15 protein-coding genes are annotated in these 17,828 nt (G+C 37.8%); 3 read left to right on the forward strand and 12 right to left on the reverse strand.

Features of this window, described 5'->3' with window-relative positions; all coding sequences use genetic code 11:
• Positions 1 to 26: 26 nt before the first annotated feature.
• The 5 genes from ACFOUY_RS14190 to ACFOUY_RS14210 form a co-directional block, all read right to left on the reverse strand.
• On the reverse strand, positions 27 to 3,269 hold the full coding sequence (locus tag ACFOUY_RS14190) for a glycosyl hydrolase (RefSeq protein WP_378961494.1): 3,243 nt from the start codon (positions 3,267 to 3,269) through the stop codon (positions 27 to 29).
• A gap of 130 nt (positions 3,270 to 3,399) precedes the next feature.
• Positions 3,400 to 4,668: a hypothetical protein gene (locus ACFOUY_RS14195; protein WP_378961495.1), complete on the reverse strand. Its 1,269-nt coding sequence runs from the start codon at positions 4,666 to 4,668 to the stop codon at positions 3,400 to 3,402.
• Between the two features lie 78 nt (positions 4,669 to 4,746).
• Positions 4,747 to 6,324, reverse strand: coding sequence for a right-handed parallel beta-helix repeat-containing protein (locus ACFOUY_RS14200; RefSeq protein WP_378961496.1), 1,578 nt, complete (start codon positions 6,322 to 6,324; stop codon positions 4,747 to 4,749).
• 218 nt (positions 6,325 to 6,542) lie between these two features.
• Positions 6,543 to 7,574, reverse strand: a complete 1,032-nt coding sequence (locus ACFOUY_RS14205) for a substrate-binding domain-containing protein (protein ID WP_378961498.1) — start codon at positions 7,572 to 7,574, stop codon at positions 6,543 to 6,545.
• 160 nt (positions 7,575 to 7,734) lie between these two features.
• A complete protein-coding gene (locus ACFOUY_RS14210; RefSeq protein WP_378961499.1) occupies positions 7,735 to 8,670 on the reverse strand; it encodes a phytanoyl-CoA dioxygenase family protein in 936 nt (311 codons plus the stop codon).
• A 493-nt stretch (positions 8,671 to 9,163) separates the two neighbouring features.
• Between ACFOUY_RS14210 and rhaT the strand changes: the two genes are divergently transcribed.
• From rhaT to ACFOUY_RS14225, 3 genes are all read left to right on the forward strand, one after another.
• Positions 9,164 to 10,210, forward strand: coding sequence for an L-rhamnose/proton symporter RhaT (rhaT, locus tag ACFOUY_RS14215; RefSeq protein ID WP_378961500.1), 1,047 nt, complete (start codon positions 9,164 to 9,166; stop codon positions 10,208 to 10,210).
• 24 nt (positions 10,211 to 10,234) lie between these two features.
• On the forward strand, positions 10,235 to 11,071 hold the full coding sequence (locus ACFOUY_RS14220) for a sugar phosphate isomerase/epimerase family protein (protein WP_378961501.1): 837 nt from the start codon (positions 10,235 to 10,237) through the stop codon (positions 11,069 to 11,071).
• Between the two features lie 69 nt (positions 11,072 to 11,140).
• A complete protein-coding gene (locus ACFOUY_RS14225; RefSeq protein WP_378961502.1) occupies positions 11,141 to 12,586 on the forward strand; it encodes a PAS domain S-box protein in 1,446 nt (481 codons plus the stop codon).
• 134 nt (positions 12,587 to 12,720) lie between these two features.
• On the opposite strand, the gene ACFOUY_RS14230 is transcribed toward ACFOUY_RS14225, so the two are convergent.
• The 7 genes from ACFOUY_RS14230 to ACFOUY_RS14260 form a co-directional block, all read right to left on the reverse strand.
• The gene (locus ACFOUY_RS14230; protein ID WP_378961503.1) at positions 12,721 to 13,035 is read right to left on the reverse strand and encodes a hypothetical protein; all 315 of its coding nucleotides are present in this window, start codon (positions 13,033 to 13,035) and stop codon (positions 12,721 to 12,723) included.
• Positions 13,036 to 13,496: 461 nt separating this feature from the next.
• Positions 13,497 to 13,817: an RNA polymerase sigma factor gene (locus ACFOUY_RS14235; RefSeq protein ID WP_378961505.1), complete on the reverse strand. Its 321-nt coding sequence runs from the start codon at positions 13,815 to 13,817 to the stop codon at positions 13,497 to 13,499.
• A gap of 61 nt (positions 13,818 to 13,878) precedes the next feature.
• Positions 13,879 to 14,031, reverse strand: a complete 153-nt coding sequence (locus ACFOUY_RS14240; RefSeq protein WP_378961506.1) for a hypothetical protein — start codon at positions 14,029 to 14,031, stop codon at positions 13,879 to 13,881.
• Positions 14,032 to 14,559: 528 nt separating this feature from the next.
• Positions 14,560 to 14,817 (reverse strand): hypothetical protein, encoded by a 258-nt coding sequence (locus ACFOUY_RS14245; RefSeq protein WP_378961507.1) that lies wholly within the window; start codon positions 14,815 to 14,817, stop codon positions 14,560 to 14,562.
• Between the two features lie 167 nt (positions 14,818 to 14,984).
• Positions 14,985 to 15,923, reverse strand: coding sequence for a phosphatase PAP2 family protein (locus tag ACFOUY_RS14250; protein ID WP_378961508.1), 939 nt, complete (start codon positions 15,921 to 15,923; stop codon positions 14,985 to 14,987).
• A 1-nt stretch (position 15,924) separates the two neighbouring features.
• Positions 15,925 to 16,545, reverse strand: a complete 621-nt coding sequence (locus ACFOUY_RS14255; RefSeq protein WP_378961510.1) for a sterol desaturase family protein — start codon at positions 16,543 to 16,545, stop codon at positions 15,925 to 15,927.
• 5 nt (positions 16,546 to 16,550) lie between these two features.
• Positions 16,551 to 17,825, reverse strand: coding sequence for a DUF4833 domain-containing protein (locus tag ACFOUY_RS14260; RefSeq protein ID WP_378961511.1), 1,275 nt, complete (start codon positions 17,823 to 17,825; stop codon positions 16,551 to 16,553).
• Positions 17,826 to 17,828: the final 3 nt, after the last annotated feature.

Consider the following 17,828-nt stretch of genomic DNA (forward strand, 5'->3'; position numbering starts at 1 on the left):
AAAGCTAATTAGGCTTTAACACATGACTAATATTTGATTAGTTTGATGCTTACAGGGCCTAATAATCCCGATGGAGTTAAAGGGTCTGTAGGATTGAAATAATTGTTAGCTAACCATGTTGGCCTATCTTTTTCCGAAAGTTTGCTATCTCCAATCATTCTGTTAACCCAAAGGTTTACCACTTCAATTTCAACTGAATTTTTGCCGTTGCTTACGAATTTCGTAATGTCAATATGCCAAGGTGCTGTCCATAATCCGCCCACTGTTTTACCGTTTATTTTAACCATAGCCATATTCTTTACATCTCCAAGGTCTAAAAAAATACGCTCGCCAGAAAGGGGAGCTTTCCCGATGAAAGTGTTAGTATAGGTGGCGGTGCCTGAAAAGTATCTGATTTTTTCATCAGGGTGTTTAGACCAGTCCTGCAAGGTTGCAAATTCAACTTCGGCTGATGGGCCACGCCTATTGGCTTGAAATTTAACGGACCAAGGAGTGGTTATTTCCTGTTCAATGATGGCTTCAGGAAAATTTTCAGTTGCCGTACTTTTATCGTCATCCGCAACAAATACGATAAAATAACTTTCAGCGGGTTCAAACTTTAATGAAAGCGCTGTGCCGGTAGAAGTTGAATTGAACTGGGGCAATTTCCTAGTTGTACCTGTGGTGGCATCCCAAAGTTCTGGGTGTTTACCCTTTACCCTAAATGTAATAGTTGCTTCCTGCCTATCGTCACTTTGGTTGGTTATAAAATAGATTTCCTCTTTGGCAGTTTTTCTATGCGTAAATAATAATGGTTTACCATTCGGAATCACGATGTCTGGATAAATCTGAAATTGCGCCAGCGCCCTATCTAAGTTAATACCATTTAAGACAAATCCCTTTCCCAATGCATTCGTGGTTTGATCTTTCCGATTGGTATCGCCCCATAACTCATCGGCCAATGTTCTTACTTTTTGATCAGCATTAGGGTAATTTCTTAAACTCGGTGACTTTGATGGCTTAGGACCTAAGATGATGCCCCCACCAATCACCAACTCCTTTATCTTTTGCAAGAGTTCTGGTGTCATTGTCGTTAAGGGAGGCAAGACCATCATACTATAACTCATCCCATCCGGCAGTGTTAGTTTGCCGTCTTTTACAGTCATTTTGTTTAAGATCACATCAGCGTTGATATAATCATAAGAATAACCTGCCGGAATTTCGGGATCTCTACCACCGGCTAGCTTCGGTGCATCCTCACCTATAAAATAGCAAATGTCGTTAACTGGTTTTCCTTGTTGTAACATAAACATACTTCGCCTTTGGTAATCTATCCAGGTTTTGGACTGCTCAAACCAAGTGTTTTTCCTATTAAACTCTGTCCCAAACCAAGCGTTCATACCTGGATCTTTATCTTCATATGGCTGATGAATATATACATGCAAAAGCACATGATTAATACCTTCTGTAAAAGACCAATCTCCTCGTTTTTTCAAGTAACCTGGGTAGCGTTGATAGGGTAAACCACCTGCTGTATAACTTTCGGCAAAAACGCGGTTGTTACCATATATATGAGCTGCAGAAGAAGCTGCTCTGCACTCTACGTTTCCTAAGGTACCTTCTACCCAAAATTCACCAGCAATTTCACCTCCTTGTCCACCATATAGCAAGAATTCTGAAGGGAAGCCCCAATGCCCATAGTTTTCCGACCAAACCTTTAATCCATTTTTCTGACTGATATCCCTTAATCCACCAGCATAGTCGTAGGCTATGCGATCGGCAATCAGGCGTCTTAGATCCCAAAGAAAGCGATCTGATTGTTGAGGGCTATTCACAATTGTTCCCGATAAGACCGGTAACCATACGATTGGGTCATAGCCGTATTTCTTCTTAAAATCTTCTGCCAAACCTTCCGTCCAGTTCTGCGGGCCAACTTCATAACTATCCAGCACAACGTGCTTGAATGACTTTCTCTTTTCGGCAGGTAGTTCTTTCAAAAACTTACCTAAGTAGGCGTTGAAATGCTTTTCCAAGGCTACCCGATTCATCTTATCCACTTCAAAGCCAGTGGCTTCTGGAGACGCTGGGGCATTTTTTGTACCAGTTGGCACCAACCCCACCCTTTTAATTATCCATTTTCCCTTTGGGGCATTCCAGTTGAGTACGCCGTTATGGTCTAAAAATCTAGAGATATTAATAACGCTACCAGCACTTACCCTCATGTTATTGCTTCCATCATCTAATTGGTTTTCCCACAGATACTCATTCCAAGATAGTGTTGGCACTTGTAGCATTTTGCCCATTTGCTTTTCAATGTATCGTTCTAGTTTTGGATGGTTTGATAAGACAATCTCTTTAATACCCCCTACTTTCTGTTGGCCTTGTGGATTACTTAGCTCAGAAAATAGCACCCTAAAACTTGTAGCACTTGTAACTGGTAGGGCAATGCAGATCTCACCGTAAACGTTTGGACCTACCGTAATCATATTGTTGCTCCGATCCATCAGAAACTTCCTAACTGACTTATAAGTACCATTGATTAGTGCCTGAACCTCTACCTGTGCTGATAATTGTACCGTATCCGGATGAATGGTGATGCTTCTTGCGGTAAAACTTTGCTCAAGGTTAAAATCAATGGTTAATCCATTTTTCTTCGCTTCTGGAGTAAACGCAATGGCTGTCTTTAAATTTTTATCGATTAAGTAGTTACCGTTGATGATGTTAGTGGAAAACTTTAAGCTAGGTTTAAAATCCGCAACTGTCTGTTCTGGAATGGACGAGACAGGATAAGCGATTACCGCCATATCTTGAAAGCCTTGCTGTGCTGCCGGAAGTTTCATCTTTATGTTTTTGCCCCCAGCGACGGATACCTCAGTTGAAACAAGGTAGCGCATCGCTTCGGTAGGTTTTACCCATGGCCCGCCAGATTGGCTCCAACCTGGACTGTTGAAAATACCTATGTCAACTCCCAAGCGCTGACCTTCTGTAATGGCAAACTTTGTCAGTTCCCACCATTCCTTGCTTAAAACCTTTACCTTGCCATAAGGCACGGTAGACAATCCAATGTTACCTATGAAGGCCTCCCCTATGCCAACTTTGGCCATGGCCTCCAGGTCTTTGGTAATTCCGATTTTCGAAATGTTGTCACTTACCCAGTACCAATAAACATAGGGTTTCAATGAGTCTTGCGGCACCTTAAATCCCTTCCTGAACGCATCCAGTGAAACTAGTTTGGCCTGTTTGGTCTGCGCCAATGTTGTTGAAACCGGCATTAACAGGTTGAGGAACACAATTAGTAAAAAATAAGTAGTTAGGTTTTTAAGCATAAACATCTTTTATAGATTTAATTAGCAATCTTAAATAAAGGGAATAGTTTCGGCATCCTGTTGCGTTATGTCTTTAAATTTTTCTGCATTTTCATTAATATATACCTTGCAAATATCCTTTAAAATCTATCCAATTATCTTCGGTTACCTTATAAGTAGTTGGCTTTGGGCTTAACCACTGTATTATTTTATCCTTAATAGAATAGGCAAAAAAATGATTTCCAGTAGGGTTATAATGTCCTAAAAGATATCTTCCATAATAATCTTTCAAATTAAGGTTAAACTTTTTAAAGTCTTCAACATGTATCAGGTTCATGTCAAAGAAATTAAATTGACCTTCCTGAAGGTAACGCACAACTTCTTCATCATACCTGTTTCCTGTTTCTACCAGCGAATTGGTAACCCGATAAGGATCAAATAACACAATCATTAATTTCTTGTCATTTTTCTGTGCATAAAACTTCAATTTTTCTAAGATATGCTTGGTTGCCGCAAACGAATATTGATCTAACAGGTAACTGGCATTTTGCTCAAGGTCTGCATAGTCTTTTAGACTGATGTTAAGTTGCAAATGCTTGGCTAGCTTCTGAACATTTTCTAGGTCCAGACTGGCAATCTCCTTATTCTTAAACAACAACAGCTGAAGCGCAATATCGTCTTTCACGTTCTCCCACATCCAAGTGGTATCAGTCATTTTATACAATTTACGTTTTGTATTCAACGGATTAGGTTTCTCGATGAACCGGCCACTGCTTAAGTCCATCTCCAAGTTAGGCCAAAAGTTACCATGAAATTTAAATCCTGGTTGATTCTTTTGGTTCCATTGTTTGATGGCCAAATACCTACAGCGCAATAAACTTCGGACATGGTCATCTCCCCATATATAAAATATCAAGTAATCGGCGGCATTTTTTGTATTTTCCTCTTTCAATAACCTCTTATAAGACTGGAAAACGCCATAACCACCCACACCAAAATTTCTAATTGGTTCACCGAGATGGGCAGCCAGGTACTCTTGCCATGTTTCGCCATCTGAAACCTGTTGACATTGGGTGAAACTATTGCCATAGGTGTTGATTCTGCAAGGTCTGTCGCGATACATTTGCATGGTTCTGAAACCCTTATGATCCGTAGTTGAAATGTTTAAGCTGTTATCAATTCCTTCCCGAGGTATTGAGTTTCCCAAGATATAACCGAGCTGAGTATCATACTTTGCCCAAACCCCACTACCACCTAAGAAAATATCAAGCTCTTGCCTATTTGGTATTGCACCCTTTACATACGCTTCAAAGGTGGGTAGTTTCGCTGTCTGTGCGGTAGCGGTTTTCCCCAATAAGCACAACAAAATAAGTACAACCCGCATAAATGCCAATGAAAAGATCCTTTTAAGAGATTGGAGACAATATTGCTTAAACATTCGCTGGAAAATTGGTCTTAATCATTATTGTTCAATTTTTAGGTTCGAAGAATTTGTCAGCATGAAATTCTTTAGGTTCATGTTTTTAAACCAATCCAAAAATTCATAGGCAGTGGTGTTTTCAATTTTGTTGTTGCGGAAAGTAAGGTTGTCAACCGAATAGCCACTCAAAATACAAGGATTGAAGATTTTGAACGTATTTCGCTCAATTAAGATATTTCTGTTATATCTACTTTCTGCTTTCTTTTGCTCCTCAATGCCAGAACTCACCATGATCACGCCCAAGCCCAGCATGAAACCGTAATTACAGTTGTCGAAGGTATTGTTAGTGATGGTTAGGTCCCTAACACCCGATTGTTCAAACCAGTATCGGCCATCGCCCTCTAAATTAATAGCGGCACAGTGTGTATGAAAGTAGTTGCCATCAATCCTTATTTTACCTCTTGATCCCAACAGGATGCCACGAGCCCTGTTCTTTTGCACAGAACAATTCTTCATTAACACATCTGGATATTGCTCACTTGAAGCGATTACATCTCCAACCTTAACCTTAGAAGAAAGTGGATTTTTCATCGTAATTCTGGTGTACTCCTTATTTAGCCGCTCAGCTTTCACAACCGTTGTTTCACCATAGGTAATTAGGCTTTCTGCTTCAGTGATTTCAATTTTTGAATTTGGCGCAAGGAAGTCAAAGCCAAATTGTTGGTAATGCATCAATTTCACAACCACTTCATTGGGTGAAATTATTTGCATGATCTTCACATAGACTCCATGGATATTCGTGGCGTCATCCATCATGCTCTCAAAGGTTGAGTGTTGTAGCGTTATCTTTCCACCACAATTTACGAAGTGTGTGGCATCTGCAGCCGTACTTACCATTCTGCCTGGAGCGGCAATTACCTTTACGCTATCAATTAAAATATTGTTACTGCGCTGTGCAAGTATACCTACCCCACCTGCATGGAATATCGTCACGTTACGCACACTGATGTCCTCGCTATCCGAAACGGTAAAACCTGGAACCATTCTGTCTGTAGCATTAAAGATCAAGGTATTACCTACAGAACCCTTTAATCTCGGAAAGTGAATGCGCACACGTCCAGGCCCTAGGTCTTTTACCACCATATTTTGCACATTAAGATAATCAAATGCTGTTTGTACTGGCTCACGTTTAACTGCATCAAACTCCAAAAGGTGCCAAAATGGATAGTTAACCCTTTTAGGTTCGCCTCCATTGTCTTTTCCAATAACCTGATCTCCAGTAAACATCAACTTGTTGTTTTGAACGTTATAGGGATAAGCGTCACTAAAGGCAATATCCAAACTATCCTTATAGGCAGCTATGATGGTGCCCTCTGAATGAAAAGTACGCTTAAAGTCAATCGAGAGGTTTTTAACTGTTATTTTCTTCGAACGTTCAATTAAAAAAGGGCAAAGAAATCCATTAAATATAAACTGAGAACCCTGTCCATCAATCTCTAGATTTCCCATTCCCGATAGGTCAAACACAAAACGTTTGAGTCCCTCGTCGTTATTACTTACAAACACATATTTCTCTGGGGCAAAATTAGGTTCAAAAGTGTACGTTCCCTTGGTGAACACTAATTTAGTGGCCTTCGTTGCCCTACACTTTTTTAGTGCGGTAATCACCGAAAGCGTAGCATCCTCTCCTTTTGAACTAGGCCTAACATAGACTGTTTTATCTTGGGCAAGAGTGGTTTGGCAAAAGAAAATTGTTATCAGGGTCATTATGCTCAAGACCTTTATTAGAAAATCAGCCTTTAAGACTTGATTTAAATGTCTTTGTTGATAAGTTATGGTCATAAAGAATCTCTTAAAATAACATTGAAAGGAACTGCATGTTTTGCCTTGCTATTGTTTAATACAGCTTGCGCCGCCATATAGCCCATCATTTTGAAATCTGTAGAAACGGTGGTGATCCCATTGAGTATGTATTTCTTTAATGGGGTTTCATTATAGGAAATTATCCCAACGTCCTTGCCCACTTCAAGTCCCAAATTAATGACTTTCTCTAATAGTTGAACAAGGTCATCTTCCATCACATTGATGTAAAGGTCTCCCCTGTTAATCACTTCCTTTTCCATATTATCTACAACTACAAAATTGAACCCATATTGATTACAGAATAGCTTTATGCCTTTCAGTATCTCCTTCGGATAATAGCTTTTTTTAGGGAATACAATCTTAACGGCCCTATATTTAGATAGGTTTGGCAGTACAGTAGTCAACGCTTGATAGATATCTGTTGCGAAATTTTCATAAATCGAAGCATAATCACCATTAACACCCTGAACTTGTTTATCTAGGATCAATAGTTTTTCCTTCGGAATAGAATCTATGATTTCAAAGGCATCTTCCCCACCATCCACAAAGTGAGGAATGATCACATAATGTGAATAATCGTTTTTAGTGCTCTTAATAAGCTTTTTGAAGATTGCATAGTCATTGTTATAGATATAAAAATCTATAAAAGCTTGATCGCCCAGCGCATCTGAAAAAGCATCATATATTATCTTTTTATGCGCCGAGAGTTTGTTAAAAAGTAGGCAAACCCTGATGTCCTTTTTATACTCTGAATTGGAAATGTAGTAACCTTTACCAGGTATAGAATTGATAAACCCAGTATTTTTTAGATATCTATAGCCCTTTTCAGTCGTATCCCTAGAGATATCGAGAATATAACTTAAGTCGTTAATAGATGGTAAAACATCACCTTTTTTAAGTTTGCCGCACTCTAACGCAGAAACTATGCTATCTCTAACCTGTAAATATTTAGGGGTAGCAGAACAGGTATCTATTTTTAGAAAATTAAAACCTTGCTGTTGTAACATACCTTTTTAAATTTGGTTGGTATAGCCACTCGGTTAATTGTACCGTATGGCGCTAATGATATTTCGGTGCCAAAACTTTGTCCCCGTGCAATTACAATCGAATTAATACTAGTGGGGTGAAGAAAAAATCAAATCAACTTCACACGCAAGTCTTCCTCCACTAACCCATTGTTGTGGGGTGTGGATTTTCGGGTGTGCCAATTGTTGCTGGGGCAGATTGATCAATTTCTAGACCTAGATCCTTCCAATAATATTTTAAAGGATCGTTCGCCGGCCATTTTTTATATAAACCGTCCCAATCAATACAGTGTAAATGTGGGCTTCTAACTGCTACCGGGCCAATTTTTTTCTCACTCAAGGCCTGGAACCTACAGTCCATGGATAACCTGATCCTGTCAACTGAGTTGTTGTCGATTCCCTGGTGAACAGTGTGGCTATGGAACATCAACACATCTCCCGCGGCAAATTCTCCAATTACCCATTTAGAATCGCTCGGCACATTAATTCCAATTAGACCTGCCCCCTCGGCAGGGTGTTCGGGTAATAACCCCCAGTTTTGCGATCCGGGAACCAAGGTTAAGCCACCTAATTCTTTATCGCAGTCCCCGAGTGGAATCCAACTTGTCCAAGTATTTTCAGTTCCACGTACGTGGAAATAATCCTGGTGAGGTGGTGTTGTATGTTTTTGCGCCTGCGGAAAAATGGTACGTAAAATTTTTAAAGGGTGAACCAGCGCTTCCCCATCAAAAAGGACGTTCAATGCCTTTAATAAATTAGGATGATGAGCTAAAGCGTGAAACGAATGTAGTTGTTGAATTTCTCTGTAGTAATTTAAATAGGTAGGGTTAACTGATGATTCCAAGATCATGAATCCGGGGGCTGCGATGCCATCTGTTAACGTTGTTCCATCTTTCAAGAATCCGTTTTTTTTACAGATTTCGAATACGTCTTTCCGTAGCTGAGCTATTGATTCTGCAGGTAATAAAGCTTTAAAGAAAAGATAGCCGTCTTGTTCGGCAGTTGCCCTTAGTTTTTGGGGGTCGTTAAGTAAATTAGTTGACTCTTTAAAAGGCGCAACATCTTGCACATCGTTCATTGCCATAATTATATTTGGTTAGGTTAGTTAATAGTGATTAAAAAAAATTTTATTCACATTTTCTACGACACAAATAAGGAGCAATCAGGATTGAATTCCAATTTTGAAAAAATCTGGACGGCTAGTTTCGATAGATAAAATAGCAAAATAGCCCGTACTGAAACCATTTCATAAACATATTTAAAAAATTGATTGTCAGAATATTATATATATTTAGTAAATACACAAAATCAGTTTAATCACAAAAACCAAATATGTCTTTTTCGCAGGCAGGTAAAGAATTTTTACCGTGTGGTTCAATTGAATATTTAATTCCATAATATTAATCAAACTATTCATTATCAGCTAAATATAATGTTATTAAAAAGTATGCACAATCTTTTGTATACAGTTTGGAATGCCCTAACTCAAAATGGCGGACAGCTGCTTTTTGTTTAGTTCGAATTAATTATATTGATTTGCATCCTAACCAAACCAACCATTAATTCTAAATATGAACTTTATCTTAGGCCTAGTATTGCATGCCATCGGCGGATTTGCCTCAGGCAGCTTTTTAATTCCCTTTAAAAGGGTTAAAGATTGGGCATGGGAAAGTTCTTGGCTAATTAGTGGGGTGGCTGCATGGATTATCATGCCATGGTTAACGGGCTACCTTACCATTCCCGACCTCTTTAATCTATTCCGCGATGTGGATTCTAGCACATTGTTATGGTGCCTACTTTTCGGTTCGCTCTGGGGCTTAGGCAGCATGACCTTCGGACTTTCTATGCGCTACCTGGGCTTCTCTCTAGGTTTCTCAATTACCTTGGGCTTATGTGCAGTACTGGGCACACTGGTACCGCCAATTTTTTATGGGACATTTTCGCAGCTTCTAAATAATGTGTCTGGCTTAACTACGTTGGCAGGTGTTTTCATTTGCCTTTTGGGCATCGGTGTTTGTGGATGGGCAGGAATTTTAAAGGAACGATCATTATCTATCGAGAAAAAGAAAGAAACGATCAAGGAATTTAATTTCGGTAAGGGCATCGTAACCGCACTCTTTTCAGGTATTTTAAGCTCTTGTTTTGCATTTGGCCTAACTGCGGGCAAACCCCTAGCAGATCTGGCCATTAGTCGAGGTGTTGCCCCATTGTGGCAAAATAACGCGGTCCTAATCATGGTACTGATGGGGGGATTTGTAACCAACATCGTTTGGTGCATAGTATTGAACGCAAGAAACCGAACAGCTGGAGACTACACAAAAAAGACTGATTTTCAGAAGAGCAATTACTTTTTTTCGGCACTGGCTGGCATAATATGGTATCTGCAGTTTATGTTTTACGGAATGGGTTCTACTAGGATGGGAGATTATGATTTCGCTAGCTGGAGTATCCATATGGCATTCGTAATCACGTTTAGCAACCTTTGGGGTCTTTATTTCAAGGAGTGGAAAGGATCTAACTCATCTACCATGAAAACCATATTTACAGGGATAGCTATCGTCATCATTTCAACACTGGTAATTGGTTATGGCAGTTACCTAAATTCAACCGGGCAATAATTATCATCATTAACAACACTCACTATGAAAATTAATTTCTTTTGCCCCATCTGGGGTATGGTTCCCGATTATGTCCATCAGCTGAATGGTTCTTTGGAAGCTATTTTTGAAGAGATAAAACATGCTGGTTACGACGGCATAGAAATGGCGATTCCACTGAACGACAAACAGAAATACGAAATCAATAAGCTTAAGGCAGACTATGAGATGGAGATTATTGCCTTGCAATATGCCGCCCATGGCAACACCCTTCCAGAATTCATCACCTCTTACGGCGAGCACATCAGATCTGCAGCTGATGTTAATCCCGTGCTCATCAACTCACACACCGGAAGTGACTTTTTATCATTTGATGATAATTGCGCATTAATTGATGAATCTATGGAGTTGGCCAAAGAACTTGAAATGAAGATATTGCATGAAACGCATAGGGGAAGATTTTCATTTCATGCAGCAGCCATACAACCCTACCTAAAAGCGTTTCCATCTTTAAAAATCACAGCAGATTTTTCGCATTGGTGTAACGTTTCTGAGTCTTTTCTAACTGACCAAGGTGTACACCTTGATCATGCCATACAAAGGGCCGGACATTTGCATGCCAGAATAGGGCATCCACAAGCTTGCCAGGTAAATGACCCCAGGGCGCCAGAATGGAGAGACGCCGTTAATCATCATTTGAGCTGGTGGGATAAAATAATTGCCAATCAAATTGAGCTAAAAACGCCCGTTTTTACCATCACACCAGAATTCGGCCCTGCAGACTATATGCCCACCATACCTTATACCAGAAAACCCGTGGCCAGCCAATGGGAAGTTAACTTGTGGATGAAATCCCTGTTAAAGAAAAGATATTCTAGTTAATTAAATGGTTTTTTAGTTAATTTTGGTTACTACATTTTCCATGGCTTTTGTGTTTCGATAGATTATTAGATGAGTTTACCAGAAGAAGAGTATTTGACCAAGATTGTTTCTGCAATTGCCTTAACCTTAAATGAAGATTTAACGATTAGATATGTCAATCAATACGGGCTAAAAAAACTAGCTTCGGTTGATAGTTCACTTGTTGGGAAATCGGTGAACCAAATGGGCCGTAAACCCATTAGTGAAAGAAGTATTGAAGAAATCGATGCAGAACACTGGGAACAGATTTTTAATGCGATCCCAATGCCTGTATTTGTTAAGGACAGGCAACATAGGTGGGTTTTCTTCAATGACGCCCTTTGTAACCTCCAACACAAAACCAGGGCCGAACTCCAAAACAAGAACGATTACGATTTTTTTCCAAAGGCTCAGGCAGACCGGTTTCGGCAAGAAGAAGAAACACTTTTCCTGACCGGCAAGGAAGTTTTCTCAGAGGAATTCTCGCTTAGAAATGGTACTGATTCATATGTATTGATCAAGAAAACAAGGATTAAGATAAGCGACGGCCAAGAATACCTTTTAGGCTGTTGCATAGATATTACCAAGAGAAAGCAAGCAGAACTGGCTTTGATAGAAAGTGAACGAAGGTTTAGATCGCTCATTAGACATTCTCCAGACATCATTGCCATTGTTGGAAAAGACCACCTCATTCGTTACATCACCCCTTCTTTTTATCGATTATTTGAGCTTTCGGAGAACGACATCATTGGCACTTCAATTCTAGCTATTCTCCACGAGCGGGACAAAGACAATTACTTCGAAACCATTAACAAGGTGGTGGGCCCAAAATCTGAAGGCATTAAGGTTGAATTAAGGTTAAGGAGGTCAAATGGGCAATATGCTATTTTAGAATCCTTCATCAAAGATTTGAGCTTTGATCCTGCCATAAATGGGATTGTAATGAACTGTAGTGATGTAACAATGGTTAGGGCACAGAGTGAAGAAATTGAAAGAATCAACAAACTGTTAGATGCAGACAATAATTACTTGAAGAACCAGTTGAAAAATGAAATAGATGCCAGGATAGATCTAAAGCCCTTGGATTTCAACGAATTTAAAGAATTATATCCTGATGATGCTGCCTGCCTTAAATACTTGGCTCAATTGAAATGGGAGAATGGCTACAGATGTAAGAAATGCAGGCAAGAGAAATTCGGAGCTGGCAAAATTGAATACTCAAGACGCTGCTCAAAATGTGGTTATGTGGAAACGGCAACTTCAGGCACTGTATTCCATAGGATTAAAATTCCTATTCTAGAAGGTTTTTATATGTTTTTCTTATTGAGATCCAACCCAGACATAACGGCAAGGGAACTCTCGATATGCACCTCCGTGAAGGAAAACACTTGCTGGCTATTCAAGAAAAAGATCAATGCCCTGTTAAATAAAAACAAGGGTATGCAGAAGAACTGGGAAGCACAAATGTTGATTCCTATTACTTCAAAAAAACAATGAAAGAAGCATCTAAAATTAATGTTGAAAGTCCGTTTTGATAATCCATTATCTTACTAAGGAAATATGGCAACGATAGAAAAAAATTGCTTGTCCAATAGATTTCCGTAATCCCCATACCGTATCGATCGCAATACCTAGTTCAATTGCAAGCCAAAGACCATCCCAAGCCAAGGCTTACCCTGATAAATCCAATCTCCCTTGTTTTTATCCATCAAGAAATCAGTTCCAAGCGCTAGGCCAATGCTAAATTTCTTGGCATCATAGATCCCTGCCATCCCGCCTTGTAGCACAAAACCATCGAACTCGTAATCAATTTTATCTTGCGATACAAACGGATTCATCGTGACAGATCCAACCCCAAAAAACGCACCATACCCATAGCCAGTACCCTGTATTTTAAGCCTCCCTCGCTGTTTGGTAATTGAATAAGAATCGTTTCTCCTGCCCAAAAAGAGCCTTGTTTCTAATAATATTTTCTGTGAAGATTTAAGCTATCTAAAGTAAGCTTTTTATTAAGATAGGAATTACTAATCACATCTCTAAGTAACTCATTTTTTTCAAATTTACTGGCTGCTAAATTATTTATATTACTTTTTGATAAAATGAATTCTTTAATGTTTTTATCTTCATTAACTATTTTTAAAAATGAATTAACATTATTTATCTTTAAATCATTTGAGTAATATATACTTTCAATCCTATCAAAAAGCAAAGATAGGTCTGCAATATTTTGTTTATTTTCTAATATAATTTTTTCAGAGGGAGCTTTACCTCCACACTATTCGGCAACAAATCTTTACTACAGCTTGTAAGAAAAATAAGGATTGATAAAACCATCGAGTAAACAAATTGTTGAGGTTTTAAAGTGTTAATTTTTGTCATAGTTTGAGTTTTAATTTATAGTAATTATCTATTTTGTTTCCTTTAGAGCTAAAAACCTTTGGGTTTTACCAGAAAATTTGGAAAAAAAATAAATTAAGCCCTTAATTCTTCCCTTAGCGTACAAATTGCAGTATAAATGTGATTGTAAGATGGCTTCATAAGACAAATCATCAAAAAACTTTAGTTTGATGCTCTCTCTCTGCATAGGAGTTAACTTGTTTATGGCTTGCCACATCTTCACTTTAGCAGCTGCATCAGTTTCGGCCGCAATTAGCAATTGCTCGTAAGAATTCTCCGTTAAGTGTGCAAAATCCTGGTCTTTAATTTGATCTGTTTTTTGATCTAACAATAACCTATTTTTTTTTTAAATAAGAACGTTGAAAGGCTGAAGGAAATACTTTCTCTTAATTCTAATCCAAACCTGAATATTGAAAATCTCTGAACTGAACTTCTCCTTCGCCTACGGAAAATAATCCAGGACGTAAATAACCCCATCCTCCTAAAATATTATGATGATAGCCCGATATTTCTGTAGCGACAGAGATAATTCTCGAATTGAGCAAGTTTAACATCAACTACTCAAAACAAATGTGGAAATGATGAAAAAATAAAGGCTATGGGCAGAGAACTTGTTCATCTAAAGGAAATTGCACTCCTAAATAAGAGATTCATAAACTTCATTTTCAAAAGATGAAATAGAAAGAAATATCAATTTGAGAGATAAATTCCTCGCGGAAATCTAATGGGAATACCTAGAAAACGTAGAAAATACCAATGATTGGTAGTCTCAAAATTTCCATTTCCAGACTTAAAAATCCCACATTCTGACGATATATCAAAAAATCTGTACTTTGTTCAAATCGAGAGAAGAATTTGTAATTAAACAAAACACCCTCATACTGCTAGAAATCGATGATTTTTATGACGGATATTTTTAAAAATCGTTGACAAAACCGTTGACAAGGCTTGCTGGAAACGTGTTTTTTTTTGTATATTTGAAATAATTAATAATGCTTTGAGGCGTGTTTAAATCCACTTTATTTGGCTGTTACATTACCTTTTCACTAGCCAATATCGTGTTTTATTTATGTTTAAAGGGGGTTTTTAGTAACTCTATTGACAAAACCGTTGACAAAATCGACATAAGGCAATTCCGCCGCAAAAAGCTGGTCAAGTTCTGATTTGACTAGCCAATATTGTGTATTTTTCATGCTTTTAATGAATATAAAAGGTTTTTTTATTCGATCGTTGACAATCCCGTTGACACCTTCTCTAGGCATACGATTTAAACCTTCTAAATTTAAAGCAGTATGAGAACAAATAATGCCAAATCTCAGTCCGATAACCATTTCATAATGGAACGCCACCGAGGTCAATCTGTCGATCCCCGCAAAAATAACACATTCCTACAAACCTTTCATATATTTTTATTGGCCCAATCCGGACAATTACGCCACCATTCGAAGGACAAGAAAAGTTAGAATTGGCGAGGTTATGAATCTGTTTAATTATTTTATTATATAATGCTCCTTAAAAATCGATGGAACCAAAATTTGAAAACTTTTATACCAAAAAAAAGATTTAATGTTACAATCGCTACTATTGAACACATTATTCCTGCTAAAACATCGAGTATATAATGATGACTATTGTAGACCGCAGCAAACCAAATCCCAAGCATTACAACAACAAAAAATAGATTAACAAGACCTAGCTTATTTTTAATTCCATAATAGAATACAATGATTGGATAAGCAGAATGCAATGACGGCATAGCAGCAAAAACATTAGAACCTTTTGTATATATCCCTTGAAAAAGATGAATATTAAAGTAGTGATCAAACCTAGATAGACCAGCCGTATTACCGATTGTTCCTGGAATAAATTTAAAACCATGTTCTTGCACATACCAAGGAGGTGCTGCAGGAAACGCATAATAAATAACAAAACCCAACAAATTAACCCATACAAAAGTTAGCGAGAAATAAACAAACTGTGTTCTATTTTTAAAAAAAAGATAAGTTGCAAATGCCAGTGGAACTGGCACCCACATCAGGTAAAAAAAGCCTGTAATTACGTCCAAAAAATGACTGGTATTTAATTTCCAATATTCATTCGGAGTGAGCAACAATCCATTTAAATGTATTCCGAAGAGTTTTTTCTCTAATTGATATAAATCTTCTAGATGAACATGGTTAAAAAGATAATTTGGAAAGGCTTTCATGTAATCGAATAAAATCCAATAGACTATAAAAATTGAAAAACCTAAAATGAATTTTCTGGTTTCAGAAGAAATATAAAAAAGCGAGTTAAAAATCAATAAAAGTATCAGTTGGTCGGTTTTAAAACCAACCAAAACAGAAGATAGCAAAAGATAAGTCAGGGAAATAATTGCTGTGAGAACAATCGTTCTAAGCTTATAAAATGAATTTTCCTCAGCTATATTTTGTTGCATATTATTTTTTATCAAAATTGGAATTGAAAATATTATCCCAGAAAGTCCAGCTTACACCATAACCTTTAGTAGAATCTGAATAATGATGTAACATGTGATGTTGCTTTAATCTTTTCCAAAAACCGCTTTTAAAATTAGCATGATGCAAAGCATAATGAACCATATCATAAAAAAGGTATCCAATCATAAATCCCGAGAAAAACGGATAAACTTTCGTATTAGGTAATAACCAATCGAAAAGCAGATAAAAAGCTAATGCCATCGGAATGCTTGCTGACGGCGGCATTACCAATCGGTTTGCATCATTTGGATAATCGTGGTGTACACCATGAAAGATAAAATGAATCTTTTTACCCCATTCGGCGTGAGGTTCGAAATGAAAAACATAACGATGTAAAAAATACTCAGTTATTGTCCAGATGGATAAACCAAACACAAACCATCCTGCAAAATTCATCAATGAAATATCCGTTTCTGCAAAAGATTTATAGAAAAGATAAGCAATAACAGGTATGTAAACTATTAGCGGCACATAGTATTTAACCTTCGAAAGACTTTCCATAAAATCACTTTTAAACATCCTGATGGATGATGATGAATTTGAAACAAAATTCTTTTTCATACTTTTTAAATTTTAATTCGCTCTACTAATACTTTTGATGGTTGGTTTGCGTCAAACCCCTTAATTTCTACATATTTTACATTTGGCAACCAAAAGCTACCACCTTCAATTCTTAAAAAAATACGTTCTACCTGAACTTTCTTATTGTTAATCGTGGCAAAAACATGGTATCTTTTATCTGCTGCCGATTTATTAAGATACATGGGCAGCTTTTTATGTGAGGTAAAACGAAGTTCGAATTGTCCGTTTCCAAAATTTTTAGTTAAAATTCCGTAAGCAAATTTCCGCTGAATGTAACTTAGTTCTTTCTTTTCTCCATTATCATCGTAACGCATCCAGAAAACATTCACCGGATTAGTGGTATTAACTTCGCCATGTTTATCTACATTCAACTGGCAAATGATGGTATTGGTATTGGGGTCGCGTTGCAGATAAAAAAGTTGATTGGTAATATCTTTTGGAACCGGAAATGTAATTGGTGATGGGTCTTGCGCATTTGCAAATTTGCTTGTTCCCACTAACCCGATTGAAAGCATAACACCAATAATTAACGCAGCTTTATTACTGGTATTCTTTTCTTCTTGTTCCTGAGCCTCCAAGCCTTTTTTCGCCTCCTGCAATCTATTTACCGCTGTAATATTGGTTAATAATGCCATTAAAGTTATTGGCAAAGTAAATATCGACATGGTTTCAAAAACATGAAAAGAGATACCAGAAATATAAATTTTGTAATCGCCGCCGATAAAATGGCCAGCTACGCCACAAGCAATGGCAAATACACCAATGGTTACTACACGTTCTGGTCGCTGCATTAAACCGCCTTTACATTCTACACCAAGCCCTTCGGCTCTTGCCCTGGTGTAACTCACCATCATAGAGCCAATTAAAGCGATAAAAGCAAATAACGAACTCAGAAAATAATGATGGGCCACAAGATAATAGCAAATCCCCAAAAACATAATCATTTCACTGTAACGATCAAGCACAGAATCGTAAAGCGCACCAAACTTAGAACTCATATTTCCAAGTCTTGCAACTTGTCCATCAAGCATATCAAAAAGTCCGGCGAATAACACTAAGGCACCACCCCAACCAATGTAAGACATGTCGCCACGGTTTGTTTTTTCTGCCCCTAAAACAAAAATTACGGCCACACCGACATTAAGAATTAAACCAATAGTGGTAACGGCGTTTGGCGTTAAACCTATTTTAATTAATCCTCTTACAAATGGATTAATGATTTTATATATGCCCTGCTGAAGGCTGTCTCTCAAGTTCATAAT

The sequence above is a fragment of the Pedobacter jamesrossensis genome (genome assembly GCF_042650905.1).
Taxonomy (GTDB): Bacteria; Bacteroidota; Bacteroidia; order Sphingobacteriales; family Sphingobacteriaceae; genus Pedobacter; species Pedobacter jamesrossensis.